The sequence below is a fragment of the Blattabacterium sp. (Nauphoeta cinerea) genome (assembly GCF_000471965.1).
Lineage (GTDB): Bacteria > Bacteroidota > Bacteroidia > Flavobacteriales > Blattabacteriaceae > Blattabacterium.
The window spans coordinates 380,093-400,093 of the sequence record NC_022550.1; the positions used below are offsets into that span (position 1 = coordinate 380,093).

20 protein-coding genes, 1 tRNA gene and 1 pseudogene are annotated in these 20,001 nt (G+C 26.0%); 11 read left to right on the plus strand and 11 right to left on the minus strand.

Translation table 11 applies throughout. From position 1 onward, the window contains the following. Positions 1-4: 4 nt before the first annotated feature. From mraY to rsmH, 6 genes are all read right to left on the minus strand, one after another. Positions 5-1,195 (minus strand): phospho-N-acetylmuramoyl-pentapeptide-transferase, encoded by a 1,191-nt coding sequence (gene mraY, locus K645_RS01900; RefSeq protein ID WP_022565190.1) that lies wholly within the window; start codon positions 1,193-1,195, stop codon positions 5-7. Position 1,196: 1 nt separating this feature from the next. Continuing rightward, complete coding sequence (locus tag K645_RS01905; protein ID WP_022565191.1) at positions 1,197-2,669, minus strand: UDP-N-acetylmuramoyl-L-alanyl-D-glutamate--2,6-diaminopimelate ligase; 1,473 nt, start codon at positions 2,667-2,669, stop codon at positions 1,197-1,199. Continuing rightward, entirely contained in the window at positions 2,666-4,138 is a 1,473-nt protein-coding gene (locus K645_RS01910; protein WP_022565192.1) for a penicillin-binding protein, read from the minus strand. Before K645_RS01910 ends, K645_RS01905 begins: the two co-directional genes overlap by 4 nt. Next, the gene (locus K645_RS03210; RefSeq protein ID WP_022565193.1) at positions 4,111-4,638 is read right to left on the minus strand and encodes a peptidoglycan glycosyltransferase; all 528 of its coding nucleotides are present in this window, start codon (positions 4,636-4,638) and stop codon (positions 4,111-4,113) included. The genes K645_RS01910 and K645_RS03210 overlap by 28 nt, the downstream gene beginning before the upstream one ends. A gap of 83 nt (positions 4,639-4,721) precedes the next feature. Next, positions 4,722-4,973, minus strand: a complete 252-nt coding sequence (locus K645_RS01915; protein ID WP_235043308.1) for an FtsL-like putative cell division protein — start codon at positions 4,971-4,973, stop codon at positions 4,722-4,724. A 14-nt stretch (positions 4,974-4,987) separates the two neighbouring features. Next, complete coding sequence (gene rsmH, locus K645_RS01920; RefSeq protein ID WP_022565195.1) at positions 4,988-5,884, minus strand: 16S rRNA (cytosine(1402)-N(4))-methyltransferase RsmH; 897 nt, start codon at positions 5,882-5,884, stop codon at positions 4,988-4,990. A 103-nt stretch (positions 5,885-5,987) separates the two neighbouring features. On the opposite strand from rsmH, the gene tgt reads away from it, so the two are divergent. Both tgt and K645_RS01930 read left to right on the plus strand, forming a co-directional pair. Beyond that, positions 5,988-7,112: a tRNA guanosine(34) transglycosylase Tgt gene (tgt, locus tag K645_RS01925; protein ID WP_022565196.1), complete on the plus strand. Its 1,125-nt coding sequence runs from the start codon at positions 5,988-5,990 to the stop codon at positions 7,110-7,112. A 1-nt stretch (position 7,113) separates the two neighbouring features. After that, positions 7,114-8,196 carry an LptF/LptG family permease gene (locus tag K645_RS01930; RefSeq protein WP_022565197.1) on the plus strand — a complete coding sequence of 361 codons (1,083 nt, stop codon included), beginning with the start codon at positions 7,114-7,116 and terminating at the stop codon, positions 8,194-8,196. On the opposite strand, the gene K645_RS01935 is transcribed toward K645_RS01930, so the two are convergent. Continuing rightward, positions 8,197-9,699 carry a Do family serine endopeptidase gene (locus K645_RS01935; RefSeq protein ID WP_022565198.1) on the minus strand — a complete coding sequence of 501 codons (1,503 nt, stop codon included), beginning with the start codon at positions 9,697-9,699 and terminating at the stop codon, positions 8,197-8,199. Positions 9,700-9,775: 76 nt separating this feature from the next. Between K645_RS01935 and dapF the strand changes: the two genes are divergently transcribed. Both dapF and K645_RS01945 read left to right on the plus strand, forming a co-directional pair. Further along, positions 9,776-10,606: a diaminopimelate epimerase gene (gene dapF / locus K645_RS01940; protein WP_041936015.1), complete on the plus strand. Its 831-nt coding sequence runs from the start codon at positions 9,776-9,778 to the stop codon at positions 10,604-10,606. A gap of 11 nt (positions 10,607-10,617) precedes the next feature. Further along, a complete protein-coding gene (locus tag K645_RS01945) occupies positions 10,618-11,715 on the plus strand; it encodes a M42 family peptidase (protein WP_041936089.1) in 1,098 nt (365 codons plus the stop codon). Here K645_RS01945 and K645_RS01950 read toward each other — a convergent pair. After that, complete coding sequence (locus tag K645_RS01950; RefSeq protein ID WP_022565201.1) at positions 11,705-12,727, minus strand: redox-regulated ATPase YchF; 1,023 nt, start codon at positions 12,725-12,727, stop codon at positions 11,705-11,707. The genes K645_RS01945 and K645_RS01950 overlap by 11 nt on opposite strands. A gap of 70 nt (positions 12,728-12,797) precedes the next feature. Between K645_RS01950 and tatC the strand changes: the two genes are divergently transcribed. Further along, positions 12,798-13,598: a twin-arginine translocase subunit TatC gene (gene tatC, locus K645_RS01955; RefSeq protein WP_022565202.1), complete on the plus strand. Its 801-nt coding sequence runs from the start codon at positions 12,798-12,800 to the stop codon at positions 13,596-13,598. A 27-nt stretch (positions 13,599-13,625) separates the two neighbouring features. Here the strand turns inward: tatC and K645_RS01960 are convergent, their stop codons facing one another. Then, complete coding sequence (locus K645_RS01960) at positions 13,626-14,876, minus strand: OmpA family protein (protein WP_022565203.1); 1,251 nt, start codon at positions 14,874-14,876, stop codon at positions 13,626-13,628. Positions 14,877-14,937: 61 nt separating this feature from the next. Further along, positions 14,938-15,387 carry an SsrA-binding protein SmpB gene (smpB, locus tag K645_RS01965; RefSeq protein ID WP_041936016.1) on the minus strand — a complete coding sequence of 150 codons (450 nt, stop codon included), beginning with the start codon at positions 15,385-15,387 and terminating at the stop codon, positions 14,938-14,940. Between the two features lie 66 nt (positions 15,388-15,453). Here smpB and K645_RS01970 point away from each other — a divergent pair, with 66 nt between their 5' ends. The 4 genes and pseudogenes from K645_RS01970 (at position 15,454) to K645_RS01985 (ending at position 18,886) form a co-directional block, all read left to right on the plus strand. Then, the gene (locus K645_RS01970) at positions 15,454-16,314 is read left to right on the plus strand and encodes a transketolase (protein ID WP_022565205.1); all 861 of its coding nucleotides are present in this window, start codon (positions 15,454-15,456) and stop codon (positions 16,312-16,314) included. Positions 16,315-16,331: 17 nt separating this feature from the next. Continuing rightward, positions 16,332-17,300, plus strand: coding sequence for a transketolase family protein (locus K645_RS01975; RefSeq protein WP_041936090.1), 969 nt, complete (start codon positions 16,332-16,334; stop codon positions 17,298-17,300). Positions 17,301-17,302: 2 nt separating this feature from the next. Further along, positions 17,303-17,631: pseudogene (locus tag K645_RS01980) on the plus strand (nucleotide pyrophosphohydrolase). 4 nt (positions 17,632-17,635) lie between these two features. After that, positions 17,636-18,886, plus strand: coding sequence for a 3-phosphoshikimate 1-carboxyvinyltransferase (locus K645_RS01985; protein ID WP_022565208.1), 1,251 nt, complete (start codon positions 17,636-17,638; stop codon positions 18,884-18,886). Here K645_RS01985 and K645_RS01990 read toward each other — a convergent pair. Continuing rightward, on the minus strand, positions 18,874-19,278 hold the full coding sequence (locus tag K645_RS01990; protein ID WP_160142072.1) for a C40 family peptidase: 405 nt from the start codon (positions 19,276-19,278) through the stop codon (positions 18,874-18,876). The genes K645_RS01985 and K645_RS01990 overlap by 13 nt on opposite strands. 279 nt (positions 19,279-19,557) lie before the next feature. Here K645_RS01990 and K645_RS01995 point away from each other — a divergent pair. Both K645_RS01995 and rpsT read left to right on the plus strand, forming a co-directional pair. Next, positions 19,558-19,629, plus strand: a tRNA-Glu gene (locus K645_RS01995). 12 nt (positions 19,630-19,641) lie between these two features. Then, positions 19,642-19,881, plus strand: a complete 240-nt coding sequence (gene rpsT, locus K645_RS02000) for a 30S ribosomal protein S20 (RefSeq protein ID WP_022565210.1) — start codon at positions 19,642-19,644, stop codon at positions 19,879-19,881. The last annotated feature ends 120 nt before the right edge of the window (positions 19,882-20,001 follow it).

Here is a 20,001-nt window from a genome sequence, read left to right on the forward strand (position 1 = left end):
TTTTTTATATAATTAATAAAATAAACACTAACATAGAGAGCATCATTTGTATGATAATAAAACGATTGAAAATCTTATTTTCATGATATCCTAGTTTTTGAAAATGATGATGTAAAGGTGCCATAAGAAAAATTCTTTTTCCTATCCCATATTTTTTTTTAGAATATCTAAAATACAATACTTGCATGATTACAGAAATATTTTCTACAAAAAAAATTCCACATAAAATAGGCAATATTAATTCTTTTCTATTTATAATAGCTAATGTCGCAATAACTCCTCCTATAGTTAAACTTCCAGTGTCTCCCATAAAAATTTGAGCTGGATAAGTATTATACCAAAGAAAACTTATTAAAGATCCTAAAAAAGAAAAAGAAAATATTATAATTTCTTCTAGATGAGGAATATATATAAAATGAAAATAAGAGGAATATATTTTATTACTAGAAATAATAGATAATAAAGATAAGGTAGCAAAAATAATAGAAGAAATTCCAGCTGTTAATCCATCTATTCCATCAGTTAAATTCGCTCCATTAGATAAAAACGTAATAATTCCTATAACAATAGGAATAAAAACAACCCATGTATATTTTTTCCATTTTTGATTATACCAACTCAAAAGATAAGCATAGTTAAATTCATTATTATGATATGTAGAAAAAATGGGAATAGTTGTCTTGAACCCATATTCTTTCTCTTTAAAAAAATGTGAATATTTTGATTCTATTTTTTGTTTTTGAATAGAATAAATACTTGTATTAAAGTACATAGTAACTCCAATTAAAATTCCTAATAAAATTTGACTGAATACTTTTCCCATTATACTAAGTCCTTTTTTATTATGTTTTATTTTAATATAATCATCTATAAACCCAATACAACCTATATACAATGTAGTCATTATCAACATTAATACATACATATTATTTAATGTAGAAAAAAATATTGTAGGAATTAACGTAGAAAATATAATAACAACCCCCCCCATAGTTGGGGTCCCTTCTTTTTCTTTTTGACCAAAAAGTCCAAGATCTCGGATCTGTTCTCCTATAACATGATTTTTTCTATTCCAATATATAATTTTTTGATATAAAATCAGCGCTATACAAAATGATAAAAAAAAAGATATAATGGCTCTATAAAAAACAGAATTTATATTAAAAAAAAATAAGTATTTAAAAAAATAAATCATCTTACTTATCGTAAGTTTTTAACAAATATTTAGCAATTTTCATATCATTAAAAGAATAACGTACTCCTTTGATTTCTTGAAAAGTTTCATGTCCTTTTCCCGCTATTAGAATAATATCTTTTTTTTTGGCAATTTGAATTGCAGTTTGAATAGCTTCTTCTCGTTTCATAAAAGTTAAAATATATTTTTTTTTTAGATATGATTTAAAATTTTTCATATCATTGAATATTTTATTTATATCCTCATCTCTAGGATTATCGGATGTAAAAATAGGAATATCACATGTTTCATAAACAATTTTTCCCATCAAAGAACGTTTTTTTCTATCTCTATTTCCCCCACAACCTATGACACAAATTAATTTTTCATCATCTTTTTTTATGCTTTTAAGAGTATTTAAAACAGATTTTAATCCATCTGGATTATGAGCATAATCTATAATAATACGAAGACCTGAATGAGATACCAATCGCTCAAAACGTCCATTTATAGGGCTAACATGTTTTATACTTTTAATAATGTCATTTTTGTTTTTTCCTAATAAAATAGCTGTAGCATAGCCAGCCAATAAATTATATATATTAAACCTTCCTATCAAATGACTAAATATTTGATGACCATCAATGAGTAATTGATTTCCATCAATATTTTCTTTCAAAATTTTGATTTTAAAATCTGATTTTTTTTTTATTCCATAAAAATAAATTTTAGCTAAAGTTTTTTTTATAATTTGATGTGAATTTTCATCATCCGAGTTTACCAATGCAAAAGCTTTTTTAGATAAATTATTAAAAAAAAGTCTTTTAATAGACAAATAATGACGAAAAGATTTGTGATAATCTAAGTGATCATGTGTAATATTAGTAAAAACTCCCCCTTTAAATAATAATCCTGCAATTCTTTTTTGATCTATTCCATGTGAACTGACTTCCATAAAAGCGTATTTACACCCTTTTTGTATTGAAATATTTAAATATTTATTAATATCAATAATATTCGGTGTTGTATGTGTCGTAGGATACTTTTTGGATAATATTTTTATACACATAGTAGAAATAAGAATATTTTTTTCTCCCATTTTAGAAAATAATTGATGAAGTATTGTAGCTACGGAAGTTTTTCCATTTGTTCCAGTAATTCCTATCAATTTTATTTTTTTTGTAGGATGATCATAAAAATTAGATGATATAATCCCTAAAGCCTCCACAGAATCTGGAACAAGTACATAAGTAACATGTTTATGAATAGAAAAAAATTTATTTTCACAAATAATAGTATTAGCACCTTTTTGTATAGCATCCATAATAAATTTGTGTCCATCTGTTTTTTTTCCTTTTCTGGCTACAAAAATCATGTTAGGTTGTACGATTTTGGAATCGACAGAAATTCCTTCTATAAATTTAGAAGTATTTTTGATTCCTATTATTTTTAACACATGTACTTTTTCCAAAACATTTTTTAACAGTTTTTTCATTCTTCTAATTTCAAAAATATAATCTGATTTTTTTTTAATTTTTTTCCTGGTTGAACAGACTGATAGATTACTTTTCCTATTCCTTCATATTGGATATGAAAACCCCTATTCTCTAATAGAGGGATAATTTCTTTTCCAGGAATAGATACTACATTAGGCATTATCCATTTATCAATAACAAAATCTTTTGATTCTATAATTTGATTTAGTAAATTTTTCTGATTCTTTTTCTTTTTTAAAAACATTTTTCTTCCTATTATTGGATAAATAGATTTAGCAATTTTATCGAATACAGGAACGGCGACCTCAATTCCATAGTATCCTTTTTCCGGTTTTGAAATCACTACAATACAAGAATATTTTGGATTTTTTGCAGGAAAATATCCTACAAAAGAACTATTGTAAGATAAAGGTTCCCCTTTTATCCAATAATTTAACTGTGTTGTTCCTGTTTTTCCAGCATAAGGATATTCTGGATCATAATATTTTTTGGCTGTTCCATTTTTTACAACTCCTTCCAACATATTCTGGACTTGAATTAAAGAATATTTTTTAGCTATAGAAGGATTCATAATAATAGGTTTGGTATATTTTTTTATGCTTTTTCCATGATATTTTATTTCTCGAATAAATAAAGGTTTCACCATTTTTCCTTGGTTCGCGATAGCATTGTAAAAAGTAAGTATTTGTAAAGGAGTTAATTTTATATTATATCCAAAAGTCATCCATGGCAAGGTAATACTACTCCAATTTTTACTTCCAGGTTTTGGAATAAAAGGCATACTTTCTCCCGGAATATCAATTCCTATCTTTCTGTCCAATTTCCATTTCTGTAAATGTTTTATGAATTTTTCCGGATTTTCTTTATAATTTTCGTAAATAATTTTTGCTATACCTACATTTGAAGATAGTTCTAAAATTTGTTTTGGATTCATTTCAACGTATCCATTATAATGACTATCGCGTATTTTTTTTCCCTTTAATTTCATGATTCCACCTTTGGTGTTTACAATCATATCTACATCTATTTTTTTATCTTCTAAAGCTGCAAGAATCGACATCGTTTTGAAAGTAGATCCAGGTTCGGTTCCTTCCCACACTGCAAAATTTCTTAAATCTTCATAAGTATTTTTTTTTGTTTTTTCTAGATTGATCATAGCAGGAATTTCTCCACTTTTTACATCCATTAAAATTACACATCCATGATGTGCTTGAGAAACAGATAATTCTTGAAGTAATGTATGGTAGGCTATGTCTTGTAAATATATATCTATAGTGGAATAAACGTCTTTTCCATCTTCTGGATTAATATCGTTTTCTGATTTCAATGGTTTCCATATTTTAGAACTAATACGTTGTTCTAATCTTTTTCCATCTTTTCCTTTTAAATATTTGCTAAAAGCCCCTTCTAATCCTGCTTTTCCTCTATGATCATCATATCCTAATGTTCTTTTTCCAATATTTTCCAATGTATGAATTCTACATATTTTTTTTCTACAATAAAACCACCTCGTATTTGGCCTTTATTGAAAATAGGAAAATTTCGTAATATTTTAAAATGTGGATAATCTAAATTTTTTGCTAATAAGAAATATCTGTTTCCCTTTTTTTTTTCGTATTGAAATTTTTTATAGAAAAAAAATTTTGGTTTTTTGAATAAAGATTCCAAAGAATTACATAAAGAATAAACATTTTCTTGAAATAATTTTTCAGATATAGATCTAAAATCAATGTGAATATCATATCTTATGACAGACATTGCTAAAATACTACTATCTGCTGCATAAATATTTCCACGTTTAGCCTTAATCAAATTGGTTCTAATTGTTTTTTCTATAACATATTTTTTGTATCCTTCTGAGTAATTTTGGATATAAAATAAATTGAAAATAATTAATGCTGCAATAAATATAAATAGGAAACCAATCAAATAAGATTTATATAATAAAATATATCTCTTTTGTTTCATTATTTATCATTATTTATTTTCTTGTGTCTGATTTTCTATCACTAATTCATATGGAGGAGATTCTAAATATTTTAATCCATTAACTAATTTTTTTTTATAAAAGAGGCCAATTGCATTTTCATACATTTACTATGTATATCTGCATATTCAGATTTCAATTCTTTTATTTCTTCACTAATTTTAGTTATTTTTCTAATTTTACGATCCATCATATGTGAACTAGTAATACTAATTAAAGATAAGATTGTAATAAAAACAATAAAATTCCAACTACGATAAGCATCTTCTTTTACTAAAAATTTTCCTTTTAGGATATATTGTATATTCTTTTTCATGAAGAACATTATTTTTAAATCTTCTCTGCAATTCTTAATCTAGCGCTTCTAGATCGTGGATTTTTTCTAATTTCTTGATAACTCGGTTTAATTACTTTTTTATGAATCATTCTAAATGGAAGGGGGGTTAAATTTATTTTATTTATTATAATTCCCTTTTTAAAAAAATATTTAATGATTCTATCTTCTATTGAATGATATGAAATCACAGCTATTCTTCCCTCTGGGAAAAGAATTTTAGAAGATTCTAGTAAAAAATTTTTTAAAATATTTATTTCATTATTAACCTCTATTCGTATAGACTGAAAAAGTCTAGAAAAAAATCTTTTTCTTTTTTTAAAAGATCCTTTTATAAAAAAAATATGAATTAAATCCAAAGTAGTCGTAATATTTTTTTTCAAACGTTTTTTTAATATTTTATTTACAATTTTTTTTGCATTTTTAAATTCTCCATATTCAGAAAATATATGAAATAACTTTTCTTTTGAGCATTCATTTAAAACATTTTGAGCAGAATAAAAAGATTCTTGATTCATTCTCATATCTAAAATACAATTGAATCGATTAGAAAAACCTCTTATAGGATTGTCTATTTGATAAGATGAAATACCTAAATCCACTAATATTCCTGATATTTTATTTATATGATTTTGATTCAAAATATCACGTATATGAATAAAATTATTGTGAAATAGATGAAAACGTTTATCTTTAATCCAATTTTTTTTTATGGATTCCTTGTCCTGATCCAAAGCTATCAAAGTGGCTTTTTTATTTAACTTTTTGAGAAGTTCATAAGAATGTCCTCCTCCTCCAAATGTGGCATCGACATAAATACCATTTTGATCTGTAATTAAATTTTCTATACTTTCTTTGATCAAAACTGGTTTATGATGATATTTAAAATTCATTTTTATACATGGTATCGGTGTATGGAGGCGAAATTATGCTTTATAACTAAACAATATATGTTGCATTGTGCATATATCATTTAAATTTTAAAATTTTTTTTAAATGAAATTTAATTTAATTAAAACAGATATCTCTTCTAAAGCAAGAATAGGAATTTTAGAAACAGATCATGGGAAAATAGAAACGCCTATTTTTATGCCAGTCGCTTCAAAAGGTTATGTAAAATCTGTTCCTACACATGAACTTTATAAAATCTGTAAAATCATTTTGGGAAATACTTATCATCTACATTTACATCCCGGTATTGAAGTATTACATAAAGCCGGAGGAATTCATTCTTTTTTGAATTGGAATCAATCTATCTTGACAGATAGTGGAGGATTTCAGATTTTTTCTATGAAAAAATTAAATAAAATTACTGAAGATGGGGTTCTATTTAAATCTATTATAAATGGATCTTTTCATTTTTTTTCTCCTGAGAAATCTATGAAAATTCAGCGTTTTATAGGTGGAGACATTATTATGGCTTTTGATGATTGCCCTTCTTTTCCCTGTAGTCATGCAGAAGCTAAAAAATCCGTAACCAAAACACATCGTTGGTTAAAAAAATGTTATTCTTATTTAAAAAATAATCCAGAAATATATGATTATAAACAAGGTTTTTTTCCTATTGTACAAGGAAGTATTTACAGCGATCTAAGAAAATATTCTGCAGAAGAGATATCGTTGTTAGAAACGGAAGGATATGGTATAGGTGGATTAAGTTTAGGAGAAGAAAAAGAGCAAACACATAATATGACTGATTTATTAACAGATATTTTGCCTAAGGAAAAACCCAGATATTTAATGGGAGTTGGAAATCCTGTAGATATTTTAGAAGGAATTGCTCTTGGCGTAGATATGTTTGATTGTGTTTTACCTACAAGAAATGGGCGTCATGGAATGCTATTTACATGGAAAGGAATTATGAATATCAAAAATAAAAAATGGGAAAAAGATTATTCTTGTTTAGATGAATTTGGAAATTCTTATGTAGATCAATTGTATAGTAAATCTTATTTGAGACATCTTTTTTTATCTAAAGATAGTTTAGCGAAAGAAATAGCTTCAATTCATAATCTTTCTTTTTACTTTCATCTTATTCAGGAAGCAAAAATTCATATAATGAACAACGAATTTTTTTCTTGGAAAAAATCGATAATTCCTTTTTTACAAAAACGCTTATAGTATGAAAATAATTGATCGTTATATTATTCGTAATTTTATCGTGACTTTCATATTTATTACTATTTCAATACAATTTGTATCCATTATTATAGACGTTTCTCAACGGATGCATCGTTTAGAAAATAATCAAGGATCAATTAAAGAGGCTTTAATATCTTATTATCCTTTTTGGTCTATATGGTTAATGAATACTTTTTCTCCTATTTCCGTTTTTCTGTCTGTTATTTTTTTTACATCTAAATTAACTCATAATTCAGAAATTACAGCTATTTTATCAAGTGGAATTAGTTTTATGAGATTGACAATTCCTTACTTGCTATCAGCTATTGTAATAGGAATCGTCTCTTTAATAATAAATTATTATTTTTTACCTATAGCTAACAAAAAAAAAATAAATTTCATTATCAATACCTATAGTCCCAGATACAAAAATAAATATGAAAAAAACCAAACGATAGTACTCAAATTTCAAAAAATGATATATTTTTATCAAAAATTTTTCAAAAAAAAAAATATAGGAAAAGAATGTGTATATCAAAAATTTAATGGAAAAAAATTAATATACATTCTAAAATGTAAAAATATTTTTTGGGATAAAAAACATAAAATATATGTTCTATTTAATTACATAGAAACCATAATTAAAAAAAATCACGATTTTTTGATTATAGGAGATTATAAAATTAAAAAATTTCCTTTAACCCCAGAACAATTTTTACCAGAGGAGTATATAGCAGAGACTATGAATATTGATGAATTAAAAAAATTCATCAATATAGAAAAAAATAGAAGAAATATAAATATACATTTAAATGAATATTACCAAAGAACAAGTTTACCCTTTTCTACTTTAATATTCACTATTTTGGGGTTATCCATATCTACAAAAAGAAAAAAAGGAGAAGTTGCTTATAACATGATTATAGGAATGGCATTAGCTTTTTTTTATATTTTTTTTATAGAACTTACAAAAGTATATTCTAACAAAGATTATATTCCTTCTTGTTTTGCAATTTGGCTTCCCAATATTATTTATGGAACAATTACGTTGTTATTTTATTGGAATAGAAGTATAAAAAATTAATTAATTCATTTCAAATCCTACTATATATACTTGTCCATTTGGTTTAATAGATTTTATGGTCACATCTCCTGAGTATTTTTTCAAAACTCTATCAACATCATTAGGTTTTTTCATTTTTTCTCCATTAATAGATAAGATGATATCCCCTTCTTCTAAACCTATAGAACTTAACCGACCTGTTATTATCTCTTTAATTAGAATCCCATAATCAATTCCAAAATCTTTTTTAGATTCTTGACTAAGCGGCTCAAATATTGCACCTAATAATTCAGATGGAGTAATTTCTTTCTTGGTTCTTATTTTAGTTTTTCCTTGTAAATCTTTCAAAATCACATTGAAAGTTTTTTTATGTCTATTTCGTATAATATTTACTTTTACTTTATCTCCTGGATATTTTGTACCCACAATAAATGATAAATCGGCGACATTTTGTATAGGTTTCCCATCTATACTTTTTATGATGTCTCCTTTTTTAAGTCCGGCATCTGCCGCTCCACTTTTCTCAAACACTTCTCCTATTAAAAAACCCTGTTGCGATTTTATATTTTGATGTGTTTCTTTATTATAAGCTTTTAAATATTCTGTTTTAGAAAAATCCATGCCTCTCACTCCTAAATATGCACGTTGCACTGTCCCATATTTTTTGATATCTTGAATAACTTTGGCAACCAAGTTAGAAGGAGCTGCAAAACTATATCCTATGAAATTTCCTGAAGCGGAAGAAATAGCTGTATTAATTCCAATTAATTCCCCATTAGTATTGATTAAAGCCCCTCCGCTATTTCCAGGATTTACAGCTGCATCTGTTTGAAAAAAAGATTCAATGGCTGATTGAGTTTCTCCTCTTAATATCCCTAAACTCCTATTTTTTGCACTTATGATACCTGCTGTTACAGTAGAGTTTAAATCAAAAGGATTTCCTATTGCTAAAACCCATTCTCCCACTTGCACTTTATTAGAATCCGAAAAATAAATGAAAGGTAGATTTTTTTCATTGATTTTTAATAAAGCAATATCAGTACTAGGATCTGTTCCTATTAATTTTGCTTTATAAGTTCTTTGGTCACTAAGAGATATTTCTATTTTTTCTGCATCTTTTATGACATGATTGTTAGTGACTATATATCCATCAGGTGATATAATTACTCCAGATCCGTGAAGTCCAGGGGTATCATTTCTTTGAGGTTTTCTTCCTCTATCTCTATTATTTTCCCAATCATCAGGAAATCCAAAAAAGAAATCAAATGGATCAAATTGATTATTATATTTTCTTGAATAATTTTTTACATTGACTACTGCATGTATCGTTTTCGACACGACTCTTGTAAAATCAGGAAAACCTGCGGAGCTAACCAATGATGAAGAAGTTAGCCTTGTCTTTGCTGAAGATGATGTGTATGGAAACGGGAAAGGTTCTTCTTTAACGTATTGTTTATATGCTGCAATAGTCATTACTGAACTCATAATACTGCTCAATACAATATAAAAAACTATTTTCTTCATTTAATTTTTATTAATAAAATAAACAAATATATAGAAATTTATAAAAGTTATGAAAATAATATTAACTTCGTTATATATGAAATTAGATTTTTATAAATATCAAGGAACAGGAAATGATTTTATCCTTTTAGATTCTAGAAAAAAAAAAGTAGAAAATTCTTTTTTGTTTAAAAAATTGTGTGATAGACATTTTGGAATTGGGGCCGATGGAATTATTTTAATTCAAAATGATGATAAATATAAAAGTGATTTTTATATGAAATATTGTAACTCCGATGGAAAAGAAAGTACAATGTGTGGAAATGGAGGAAGATGCGCTGTTTCTTTTGCTAAAAAATTAGGAATTACCAAAAAAAATAAAATTCATTTTCGAGCTATAGATGGATATCATAATGGATTTATAATAGATAATTTAGTTTCTATAAATATGATGAATATAGACAGAAATACAATAAAAATTCATTCGAAATATGTTTTTTTGAATACAGGATCTCCACATCATATTTTATTTTTAGAAGAAGAAAATATAAAAGAAAAAAATGTATATGAAGAAGGAAAAAATATTAGATTTCAAAATCCTTATTTTGAAAAAGGAGTAAATGTGAATTTCGTAAAAATACTTGAAAATGATACTCTACAAGTACGTACTTATGAAAGAGGAGTAGAAAACGAAACTTTATCCTGTGGAACAGGAGTTGTAGCATCTGTTATAGCTGCATGTGAAACAAATAAAATAAAAAATAATGTTAAAGATATTAAAGATATTTTGGTTCAAACTCTTGGGGGAAAATTATGGGTTTCGTTAACAAAAACAAAAAAGGAATACAAAAATGTTTCTTTAACTGGAAATGTTCAATTAATATTTGAAGGATCTATTTTTATAGATAAAGATTGGTTAAATTTATAATAAAAAAAAGAATGAATAATTATTCATATTCAATTAATAGTGATTCTATTAAATTTCTAGAAAAATATTTGAATGAATTTTCTCCAACAGGAAATGAGAGGGAAGGACAAAAAATATGGATTGATTATATTAGTTCTTATGTAGAAAAAATACAAACAGATTTGTATGGAACTGCAGTCGGTATCATCAATCCTGATTCTCCATATAAATTAATCATTGAAGCCCATGTTGATGAAATATCATGGTATGTGAATCATATAACAGAAGAAGGAATAATATATGTTTCTCGCAATGGAGGATCAGACCCCCAAATTTCTCCATCTAAAAGAGTGATCATTCATACCAAAAAAGGATTCGTACATGGAGTGTTTGGATGGCCTGCTATTCACACAAGAAAATCTTCAGAAGAGAAATCAAAATGCCCTAATGTGGATAATATATTCGTAGATATTGGGGTTTCCAATAAGACTGAAGCTATTCAAATGGGTGTTCATGTAGGTTGTATGATTACTTATCCTGATAAGTTTTTTATTATGAATCATAACTATTTTGTGTCTAGAGGATTAGATAATAAAATAGGAGGCTTTATTATAGCAGAAGTAGCCAAAATGTTAATAGAAAATGGGATTGATTTAAAATTTGGATTATATATCGTAAATTCAGTTCAAGAAGAAGTGGGATTAAAAGGAGCTCAAATGATATCTCAAACGATACAGCCTAATGTTGCTATTGTGACAGATGTAACACATGATACTTATAGTCCTATGATTGATAAAAAAATACAAGGCGATGTTAAATGTGGACTAGGTCCTGTCATTGTATATGCACCTTCAATACATCAAAATATTAGAGAATTCATTATTAATATAGCCTACAATAAAAAAATACATTTTCAACGTTTAGTATCATCTAGGTATACGGGGACGGATACAGATGCTTTTGCTTATTCCAATAAGGGCGTATCATCTGCTTTAATTTCCATTCCTCTTAAATATATGCATACCACAGTAGAAATGGTTCATAGAAAAGATGTAGAACAAGCTATATCATTAATTTTTGAAACTTTACAAGAAGTTAATCAAAATAATAAATCAATTTTTATTGATTAAATATAAAATGAATAATATCCCCATCTTGGATAAGATAATTTTTTCCCACTAAAAACATTTTTCCTGCTTTTTTTGCATTTTCTTCGGATCCGTATTTGATAAAATCATCATAATGAATGACTTTTGCTCGAATAAATCCTTTTTTTAAATCTGTATGAATAACTGAAGAAGCTTCATAAGCCGTACATGGATTAGAAATAGACCAAGATCTAATTTCTTTTTTTCCTACCGTGAAAAAACTTTGTAAGTTTAACAACTTATAAGCCTTTTTAATGACTTGATTTATTCCTGTACAATTCTTATTTTTTTTTAGAGATAAAATTATTAAAGTAGAATTTTCCATTTTTGCTATTTTTTTCATATTTTCTATATGTAAACTAGTTTTGTAGTTTGATTCATCATCTATATTACATATATAAATAACAGGTTTAACAGTTAATAACTGTAAATCTTTTATAGATTCTTTATCTGATTCTTGAAATGGATACATTCTAATGTTTTTTCCTTCTTTTAAAAAAGAAAAAATTTTTTGCATGATATGTGTAGATTTATTGATATGATTCTCATTTTTTTTAATAATTTTTTCTAGTTTATTTTCTATCATTTCTAAATCTTTTAACTGTAATTCCATATCAACAATTTCTTTATCTCTAACAGGATTTACAGTTCCTTCCACATGAAGGACACTGATGTCCTGAAAAAAACGTATTATATGGATAATGACATTTGTTTCACGAATATGAGATAAAAATCTATTCCCTAAACCTTCTCCCTTATGGGATCCCTTAATCAATCCTGCTATATCTACTATTTTTATTTCGGATGGAATTATTCTAATAGGATTAATGATTTTTTTTAATTCGTCTAGTCTTTCATCTGGAACTTTAGTAATTCCATAATTCGGTTCTATAGTAGAAAAAGGAAAATTCTCTGATAAAGCTTGGGAATTAGAAATAGAATTAAAAAATGTTGATTTTCCTACATTTGGAAGGCCTATAATTCCACATTTCATTTGTTATGAAATTTTTTAATCTAAATATAGAAATTACAATTTTTTTTGAAAAGAAGTTTTATTTTATAACATGAAAGAAAATAAAATGCCGTTTTGGAAACATATTGAAGAATTAAGAAAACATATAATTCATTGTATTTGTGCAATAATCATTTCAATGATTGTTTTAATGAACAATAAAAATATTATATTTGATTGTATTATTTTTGGTCCAGCAAAAACAGATTTTATTACTTATCGTATATTGTATAAATTTACAAATACTTTTTTAGGGGGGCGCTTTAACTCACTTTCTTTTTTATACAAAAATTTAGAAATACAAAACAGACAAATATTTGGACAATTTCATATTTATATATGGACTTGTTTTATAGGAGGAGTTATTTTATCTTTTCCTTATGTTTTTTATGAATTTTGGAAATTCATAAAACCAGCTCTTTCAGATGAAGAAAAAAAATATTCAATATGGATATTAATTATGGTTTCTTTTTTATTTTTGTTAGGAGTTTTTTTCGGTTATTTTATATTATGTCCATTTTTAATTCATTTTGGATATTCTTTTAGAATAAGTAATTTTCCGAAAAACATATTTGATTTATCAGATTATATTTCTTTAATTGTACACTCAGTATTTTCTATGGGGATTGTTTTTCTATTTCCATTTATCATATTCTTTTTAACTAAAATGGGATTAGTTTCTTATTCATTTTTAAAAAAATACAGAAAACATGCTTTTTTTATTATGTTGGTTATAGCTTCTGCTATAACACCTGGAGATATTTTAAGTACAATCATTGTATTGATTCCTCTTATAATACTTTATCAAATAAGTGTATACATATCTTTTTATGTAAATAAAAAAATCTCTTGAAAAAGTCAAGAGATTTTTTTTTGTCGATTATTTTCGTATTATGATTTCAACACGTCGTCCTTTTTTCTTTTCTACTCCTAGTCCTCTAACTTCTATTCTAGAAGGATTGACTCCTTTAGATACTAAAGCATAAAAAACGGAACGTGCTCTTTTAAAAGACAATATTTTATTAAAATATAATTTGCCATGAGGATCTGCATATCCATTTATATAAAATTTGGAATTAGGAATACGATTTATCATGATTTTGGCAATTCTATTGATAATTATTAAAGAACGAGTAGATAATGAAAATTTTCCTCCATCAAATAAAATTGGATGAAAAACTATATCAGGACATCCTTTATTTTCTTTTTTTCCAAATTGATTGGGACATTTATCTTCATGATCTGGAATATTATCTGAATCGGTATCAGGACACCCATTAAATTTTTTTAATCCAAATTGATTGGGACATTTATCTTCATGATCTGGAATATTATCTGAATCGGTATCAGGACACCCCTTAAATTTATTTAATCCAAATTGATTGGGGCACAAATCTTCTTTATCTAAAATTCCATCATTATCTGAGTCTTCACAACAAATTTTTTGTTCGACCTCTTTTTCTTCTTTTTCTTTTTCTTTATTATTTTCTACTACAATTTTATGATCATGATCAATTTTTAAATTTCCAAAACGAAAAATTAATCCTACATTATGTTTCCAAAAATTTAGATAATCTCTTGATTGTTTAGCAAATACATGGTTATAAGTACTTTGTACATTAATTCCAAAATTAGAGACTAACCATAAATTTAAGCCTAATCCACCATCTAGAAGAAAAAAATTCTTTTTATTCGTTTTAAAATATTTTGAATCTGAAATTCCCAACTCTCTATTGATATAATTATTCGATTTATGATAGCCACCTCCTAATCTTAGGTAAGGATCCAATTTGTAATGAGGAAAAACATATAAATTAATCCCATTACTTAACTTTATAAAAAAGTTATCTTCTACTTTCCATCTGGGATTGTTTACCATTCCAAATGAAGCATCTAAATACAAACCTATATGTTTTTTTATATTATGTTCCAGTTCTATACTGGAAATCACTGGATTAAAGCTGTTATTTCTTTTTAGAAAAAACCCTTTAAAAGGAGACCTTATAGGATAATAATTAATATCATGCGCTCCTATTCGAACAAACCATTTTTCTTTCGAATCTTGGGTTTGAGAAAATACAGATGAAAAAAAAGTAAATAAAGCAACAATAAAAAAGTTGACGTTTTTCATAAAACTATAATTTCTTTTAATCTAAACAAAACAAATATAAATATTTGATTTCAAAAATAAATTAAATACGATTTTTAAATTTTAAAGATCGATTAATTTCTTTCAAAAAATCTTTCTTTCGTAAAGATTCACGTTTATCGTATGTTTTTTTTCCTTTAGCTAAAACTATTTTCAATTTAATGTATCCTTTATCATTAAAAAATAATTCTATAGGGATTAAAGTTAAACCAGGATCTTTTAATTTTTTGTTAATTCTTATCAATTCTTGTTTTTTCAATAACAATTTCCTTTCTCTTCTGATTGAATGATTCCAGTTGGTTCCAAATTTATATTCATCTATGTACATATTGATAGAATACAACTCTCCATCCTTCATTTGACAAAAACTTTCCATAATATTAGCTTTATTTTGTCTTATAGATTTCACTTCTGTTCCAAATAATTGTATTCCAGCTACATAATGCTCAATAAAATGATATTTAAATTTTGCTTTTCTATTTAGAATACTCATAATTAAATTAATTGTTACTTTTGTGAAACATGATATAAATGCAAAAATATACAAACAACATTAGAAATGATGAATATGTGTTATTTAAAAAACTTGTGTATTCAAGTGAGGAGAGATATTTTACGTATGGTATATGACGCAAAATCTGGACATCCTGGTGGGTCTTTAGGATGTACAGAGTATTTTGTGGCTTTATATCAAAAAATTATGCATTATAATCCAAATCAATTTTCCATGGATGGAAAAGGAGAAGATCTTTTTTTCTTGTCTAATGGACATATATCTCCTGTTTATTATAGCATATTAGCTCGTTCTGGTTTTTTTTCTATTAAAGAATTATCTACTTTCAGAAAGTTAAATTCTCGTTTACAAGGACATCCTACTGTACATGGAGGATTACCAGGAATACGAATTTCTTCGGGTTCTTTAGGGCAAGGAATGTCTGTATCCATTGGGGCTGCCTTATCAAAAAAACTTAACAAGGAATTGAGTAGTATGGTTTACAGTTTACATGGAGATGGAGAGTTAAATGAAGGACAAATTTGGGAAGCAGTTTTATATGCAGGTTCTAGGAAAATAGATAATTATATAGCTACTATAGATTATAATGGTCAACAAATAGATGGGAGTACGGATGAAGTACTCCCTTTGGGGAATTTAAAAAAAAAATTTGAATCCTTTGATTGGAAGGTTTTAGAAGAATTAGAAGGAAATAATATTGATAAAGTAATTAACATTTTAAAGAAAGCTAAAAATGAAACGGGGAAAAAAAAACCTGTTTTGATCATATTATATACTCAAATGGGACACGGTGTAGATTTTATGGCAGGAAATAACGCATGGCATGGAAAACCTCCTAATAAAGAAGAACTAAAAAAAGCTTTATATCAACTTCCTAAAACTCCTTTAGGAGATTATCCATTGTAAATCAAAATATGTGTTTTATGAAACAGTATGAAAATAAAGGATTAAAAGAAACTAGAGCTGGATTTGGAAAGGCTTTAACTTTTTTGGGGAGAACAAATCATAGAGTTGTTGCATTATGTGCGGATCTTAAGACTTCTTTATTTATGGATCAGTTTTCGAAAGAATTTCCTGATAGATTTTTCCAAATAGGAATAGCAGAAGCTAATATGATAGGGATAGCATCCGGACTTAGTATTGGTCAATATATTCCATTTACCGGAACATTCGCTAATTTTTCGACATCTCGTGTTTATGACCAAATACGTCAATCTATTGCTTATTCTTATAAAAATGTAAAAATATGTGCTTCTCATTCTGGATTAACTATAGGAGAAGATGGAGCTACACATCAAAGTTTAGAAGATATAGGAATGATGAAAATGTTACCTGGGATGGTTGTTATTAATACTTGTGATTATAATCAGACCTATGCAGCTACTTTAGCAATATCGAATTATTTAGGCCCAGTATATTTGCGTTTTGGACGTCCTGCTGTAGCTAACTTTACAGATGAAAATCAAATATTCGAAATAGGAAAAGCAGTAGTTTTAACGGAAGGAAAAGATGTTACTATTGTTAGTACAGGACATTTAGTTTGGGAATCTTTAGAAGCATCTAGAATTTTAGATGAAAAAAAAGGCATAGAATGTGAAGTCATTAATATTCATACAATTAAACCATTAGATAATTATACTATTTTAAAATCTATTAATAAGACAAAATGTGTTGTTACTGCAGAAGAACACAATTATTGGGGGGGGTTAGGAGAAAGTGTGGCTAGAATATTAACTACTCATAAATGTCCTGTTATTCAAAGTTTAGTTGCCGTAAACGACACTTTTGGAGAAAGTGGAAAACCCATGGAGCTTTTAAAAAAATATGAAATTAATTGTGATTCTATTATAAATCATGTTCAATTTGTTTTGAATAAAAAAAATAATAAATAAAATTGAAAATCAATAATTTACAAAAAGTTGTTCATAATTGGATAATCAATCATGGAATTCGTTATTTTGATATATTGACTAATACAATTCTTTTATCTGAAGAAGTAGGTGAAGTTTCTAGAATTATTGCCAGAAATTATGGAGAACAATCAAAACAAAAAAATTATAAAAAAAATGAAGATCTTGGAGAAGAATTATCAGATGTATTATTTGTTATAATTTGTTTAGCAAATCAAACTGGAATTGATTTGGAAGAATCCTTTAATAGAAAATTAAAAAAAAAGAAATTAGAGATCATGCTAGACATCACGAAAATAGAAAATTAAAATAAAAATATGTCTTCTTATATTAAGATTTATAAAGATAAAAATTCCTTAGATGGTTCCATATCTATAACAGGATCTAAAAGTATATCTAATCGTCTTTTAATTTTAAAAGCTATTCATAAAGATGATATTCATATTGAAAATCTTTCTAATTGTGAAGATACAGAAGTATTAAAAAAAAGTTTAATGAGCCCCTCTAATATATTAGATATTCATCATGCTGGAACTGCTATGCGTTTTTTAACTTCTTATTTCTCTATACAAGAGGGTAGAAAAGTTATATTAACAGGATCAGATAGAATGAAAGAGAGACCGATTTCTATACTTGTAGAAGCTCTGAAAAAGTTGGGATCTAAAATTTTATATTTGGAAAAAGAAGGATATCCCCCAATACAAATTTTCGGAAATAAAATTTTAGGTGGAGAAATAGATATGAATGCGAAAATTAGTAGTCAGTATATAAGTTCTCTTATGTTAATAGCTAGTCAGCTTAAAATAGGATTAAAAATTTTTCTTAAAGGAAATATCACATCTATTCCTTATATAAAAATGACTTTTGATTTACTTACTCTAGCTGGAATAAAAGCAGATTGGAAAGAAAGAATTATCCATATTTATCCAGTAAAAAACAAAGATAAAAAACGTTTTTCTGTAGAATCAGATTGGAGCTCTGCTTCTTACTATTATTCTATGGCTACTATTGCAAAAAAAAGTCATATTATTTTACGTTCATATAATAATAATAGTTTACAAGGAGACAAAGAAGTCTCATCCATATATGATAAATATTTTGGAATTAATACCATTTTTGATAAAAATGTAATAACATTAAAAAAAAATAATTTTTTATATCCCAAATTTATTGAATTAGATTTAAATAAAACACCAGATCTTGCTCAAACTATTGTTGTGACTTGTGCCGCTATTGGAGTAAAATGTAGTTTAAAAGGATTAGAAACATTGAAAATTAAAGAAACAGATAGACTACAAGCATTAAAAGAAGAACTTTTTAAAGTTGGAGTAATAATAGAAATTACGGATTCTTATTTAAGAATAAAAGATTTTTATAAAAAAAGAATGAATTCTTTTATCAGAATTAAAACTTATCAAGATCATAGGATGGCAATGTCTTTTTCAGCATTGGGGTTATGTTATGATTCTATACAAATAGAAAATCCAAATGTTGTTGACAAATCATATCCTAATTTTTGGAAGGATTTAGAATCTTTAGGTTTTTTAATTTCTTTTTATGAAGAATAAAGAATTCTTCTTGCCATAATGAATTTATGATTCCAATATTTATGATATAATTGAGATATAATTACTCCGTTAGATGTGGATGCATGAATAAAAAATATGTTATTATTGCTAATATATATTACCATTCCTACATGATTGATTTTTTTATATGTTCCTGTTGAAAAAAATAATAAATCTCCTTTTTCTATTTGATCTTTAGAAATCAAAAGACCTTTTTTAGCTTGATTGGAAGAAATACGTGGTAAAAATATATGATAAGAAGCGAAAACTTTTTTGATAAAAGCAGAACAATCTATTCCAGATTTAGAATTTCCTCCATATCTATATGGAGTAGATATGTAATTTTTAGCATTTTCTATGATACATTTTGTTTTTTCTTGTTTTTGATTCATAAATTGAAAACAATTTTTTGAACTGTTTCTATATATATTCTGTTTTTTTTTTCTGAAAAAAATTCTTTCATATTTTTTGTTGTATTTTACATTTCCATACAATGAAACAGAAATAAGATGATAATAAAAAATTACAAGTAAAATAATTCTGGAATTGATAATAAATTTTTTTGTTTTAAAATAAATTGATCAAAAAAAGAGATAGTCAAATGTAAATAAAATACTTGTATTAAATATAAAAAAAATTTAATTTGTGTCATTAATTTTTATATTATAATAGGCCCATTCGTCTATTGGTTAGGACGTCAGGTTTTCATCCTGGAAAGAGGGGTTCGATTCCCCTATGGGCTATAATTATTTTTTATGGCAAATCATTTATCTTCGTTAAAAAGAATCAGACAAAATCATGCTAGACGCTTACATAACAAATATGTATATAAAAGCACTAAGACAGCTATAAAAAAATTGTTAATTGATAAAAATCAAAAACAATATTCTACTGTCATTTCCATGATAGATAAATTAGCAAAAAAAAATATTATACATATAAATAAAGCTGCTAGGTTGAAAAAAAAATTAAGTAAAAAACTACTTGATAATTAATTTTTTATGAAATGTTTACTAAAATTTCATCAGAAAATAGCTTTTTTTTGATAATTTTTTGATTGAAAATCAATTTCATTCAAAATTCATTTCAAGTTGATTAAACATCCAATTTTTGAT

What these genes read in the sequence shown, in the direction of transcription:
- K645_RS01985 (WP_022565208.1), top strand. Translation starts at nt 17,636, where the DNA reads ATGTCTTCTTATATTAAGATTTATAAAGATAAAAATTCCTTAGATGGT.
- K645_RS01915 (WP_235043308.1), bottom strand. Translation starts at nt 4,973, where the DNA reads ATGAAAAAGAATATACAATATATCCTAAAAGGAAAATTTTTAGTAAAA.
- rpsT (WP_022565210.1), top strand. Translation starts at nt 19,642, where the DNA reads ATGGCAAATCATTTATCTTCGTTAAAAAGAATCAGACAAAATCATGCT.
- K645_RS01990 (WP_160142072.1), bottom strand. Translation starts at nt 19,278, where the DNA reads ATGAATCAAAAACAAGAAAAAACAAAATGTATCATAGAAAATGCTAAA.
- tgt (WP_022565196.1), top strand. Translation starts at nt 5,988, where the DNA reads ATGAAATTTAATTTAATTAAAACAGATATCTCTTCTAAAGCAAGAATA.
- K645_RS01960 (WP_022565203.1), bottom strand. Translation starts at nt 14,876, where the DNA reads ATGAAAAACGTCAACTTTTTTATTGTTGCTTTATTTACTTTTTTTTCA.
- K645_RS01975 (WP_041936090.1), top strand. Translation starts at nt 16,332, where the DNA reads ATGAAACAGTATGAAAATAAAGGATTAAAAGAAACTAGAGCTGGATTT.
- K645_RS01935 (WP_022565198.1), bottom strand. Translation starts at nt 9,699, where the DNA reads ATGAAGAAAATAGTTTTTTATATTGTATTGAGCAGTATTATGAGTTCA.
- K645_RS01945 (WP_041936089.1), top strand. Translation starts at nt 10,618, where the DNA reads ATGAATAATTATTCATATTCAATTAATAGTGATTCTATTAAATTTCTA.
- K645_RS01930 (WP_022565197.1), top strand. Translation starts at nt 7,114, where the DNA reads ATGAAAATAATTGATCGTTATATTATTCGTAATTTTATCGTGACTTTC.
- rsmH (WP_022565195.1), bottom strand. Translation starts at nt 5,884, where the DNA reads ATGAATTTTAAATATCATCATAAACCAGTTTTGATCAAAGAAAGTATA.
- K645_RS01950 (WP_022565201.1), bottom strand. Translation starts at nt 12,727, where the DNA reads ATGAAATGTGGAATTATAGGCCTTCCAAATGTAGGAAAATCAACATTT.
- K645_RS01970 (WP_022565205.1), top strand. Translation starts at nt 15,454, where the DNA reads ATGATGAATATGTGTTATTTAAAAAACTTGTGTATTCAAGTGAGGAGA.
- dapF (WP_041936015.1), top strand. Translation starts at nt 9,776, where the DNA reads ATGAAATTAGATTTTTATAAATATCAAGGAACAGGAAATGATTTTATC.
- tatC (WP_022565202.1), top strand. Translation starts at nt 12,798, where the DNA reads ATGAAAGAAAATAAAATGCCGTTTTGGAAACATATTGAAGAATTAAGA.
- K645_RS03210 (WP_022565193.1), bottom strand. Translation starts at nt 4,638, where the DNA reads ATGAAACAAAAGAGATATATTTTATTATATAAATCTTATTTGATTGGT.
- mraY (WP_022565190.1), bottom strand. Translation starts at nt 1,195, where the DNA reads ATGATTTATTTTTTTAAATACTTATTTTTTTTTAATATAAATTCTGTT.
- smpB (WP_041936016.1), bottom strand. Translation starts at nt 15,387, where the DNA reads ATGAGTATTCTAAATAGAAAAGCAAAATTTAAATATCATTTTATTGAG.
- K645_RS01905 (WP_022565191.1), bottom strand. Translation starts at nt 2,669, where the DNA reads ATGAAAAAACTGTTAAAAAATGTTTTGGAAAAAGTACATGTGTTAAAA.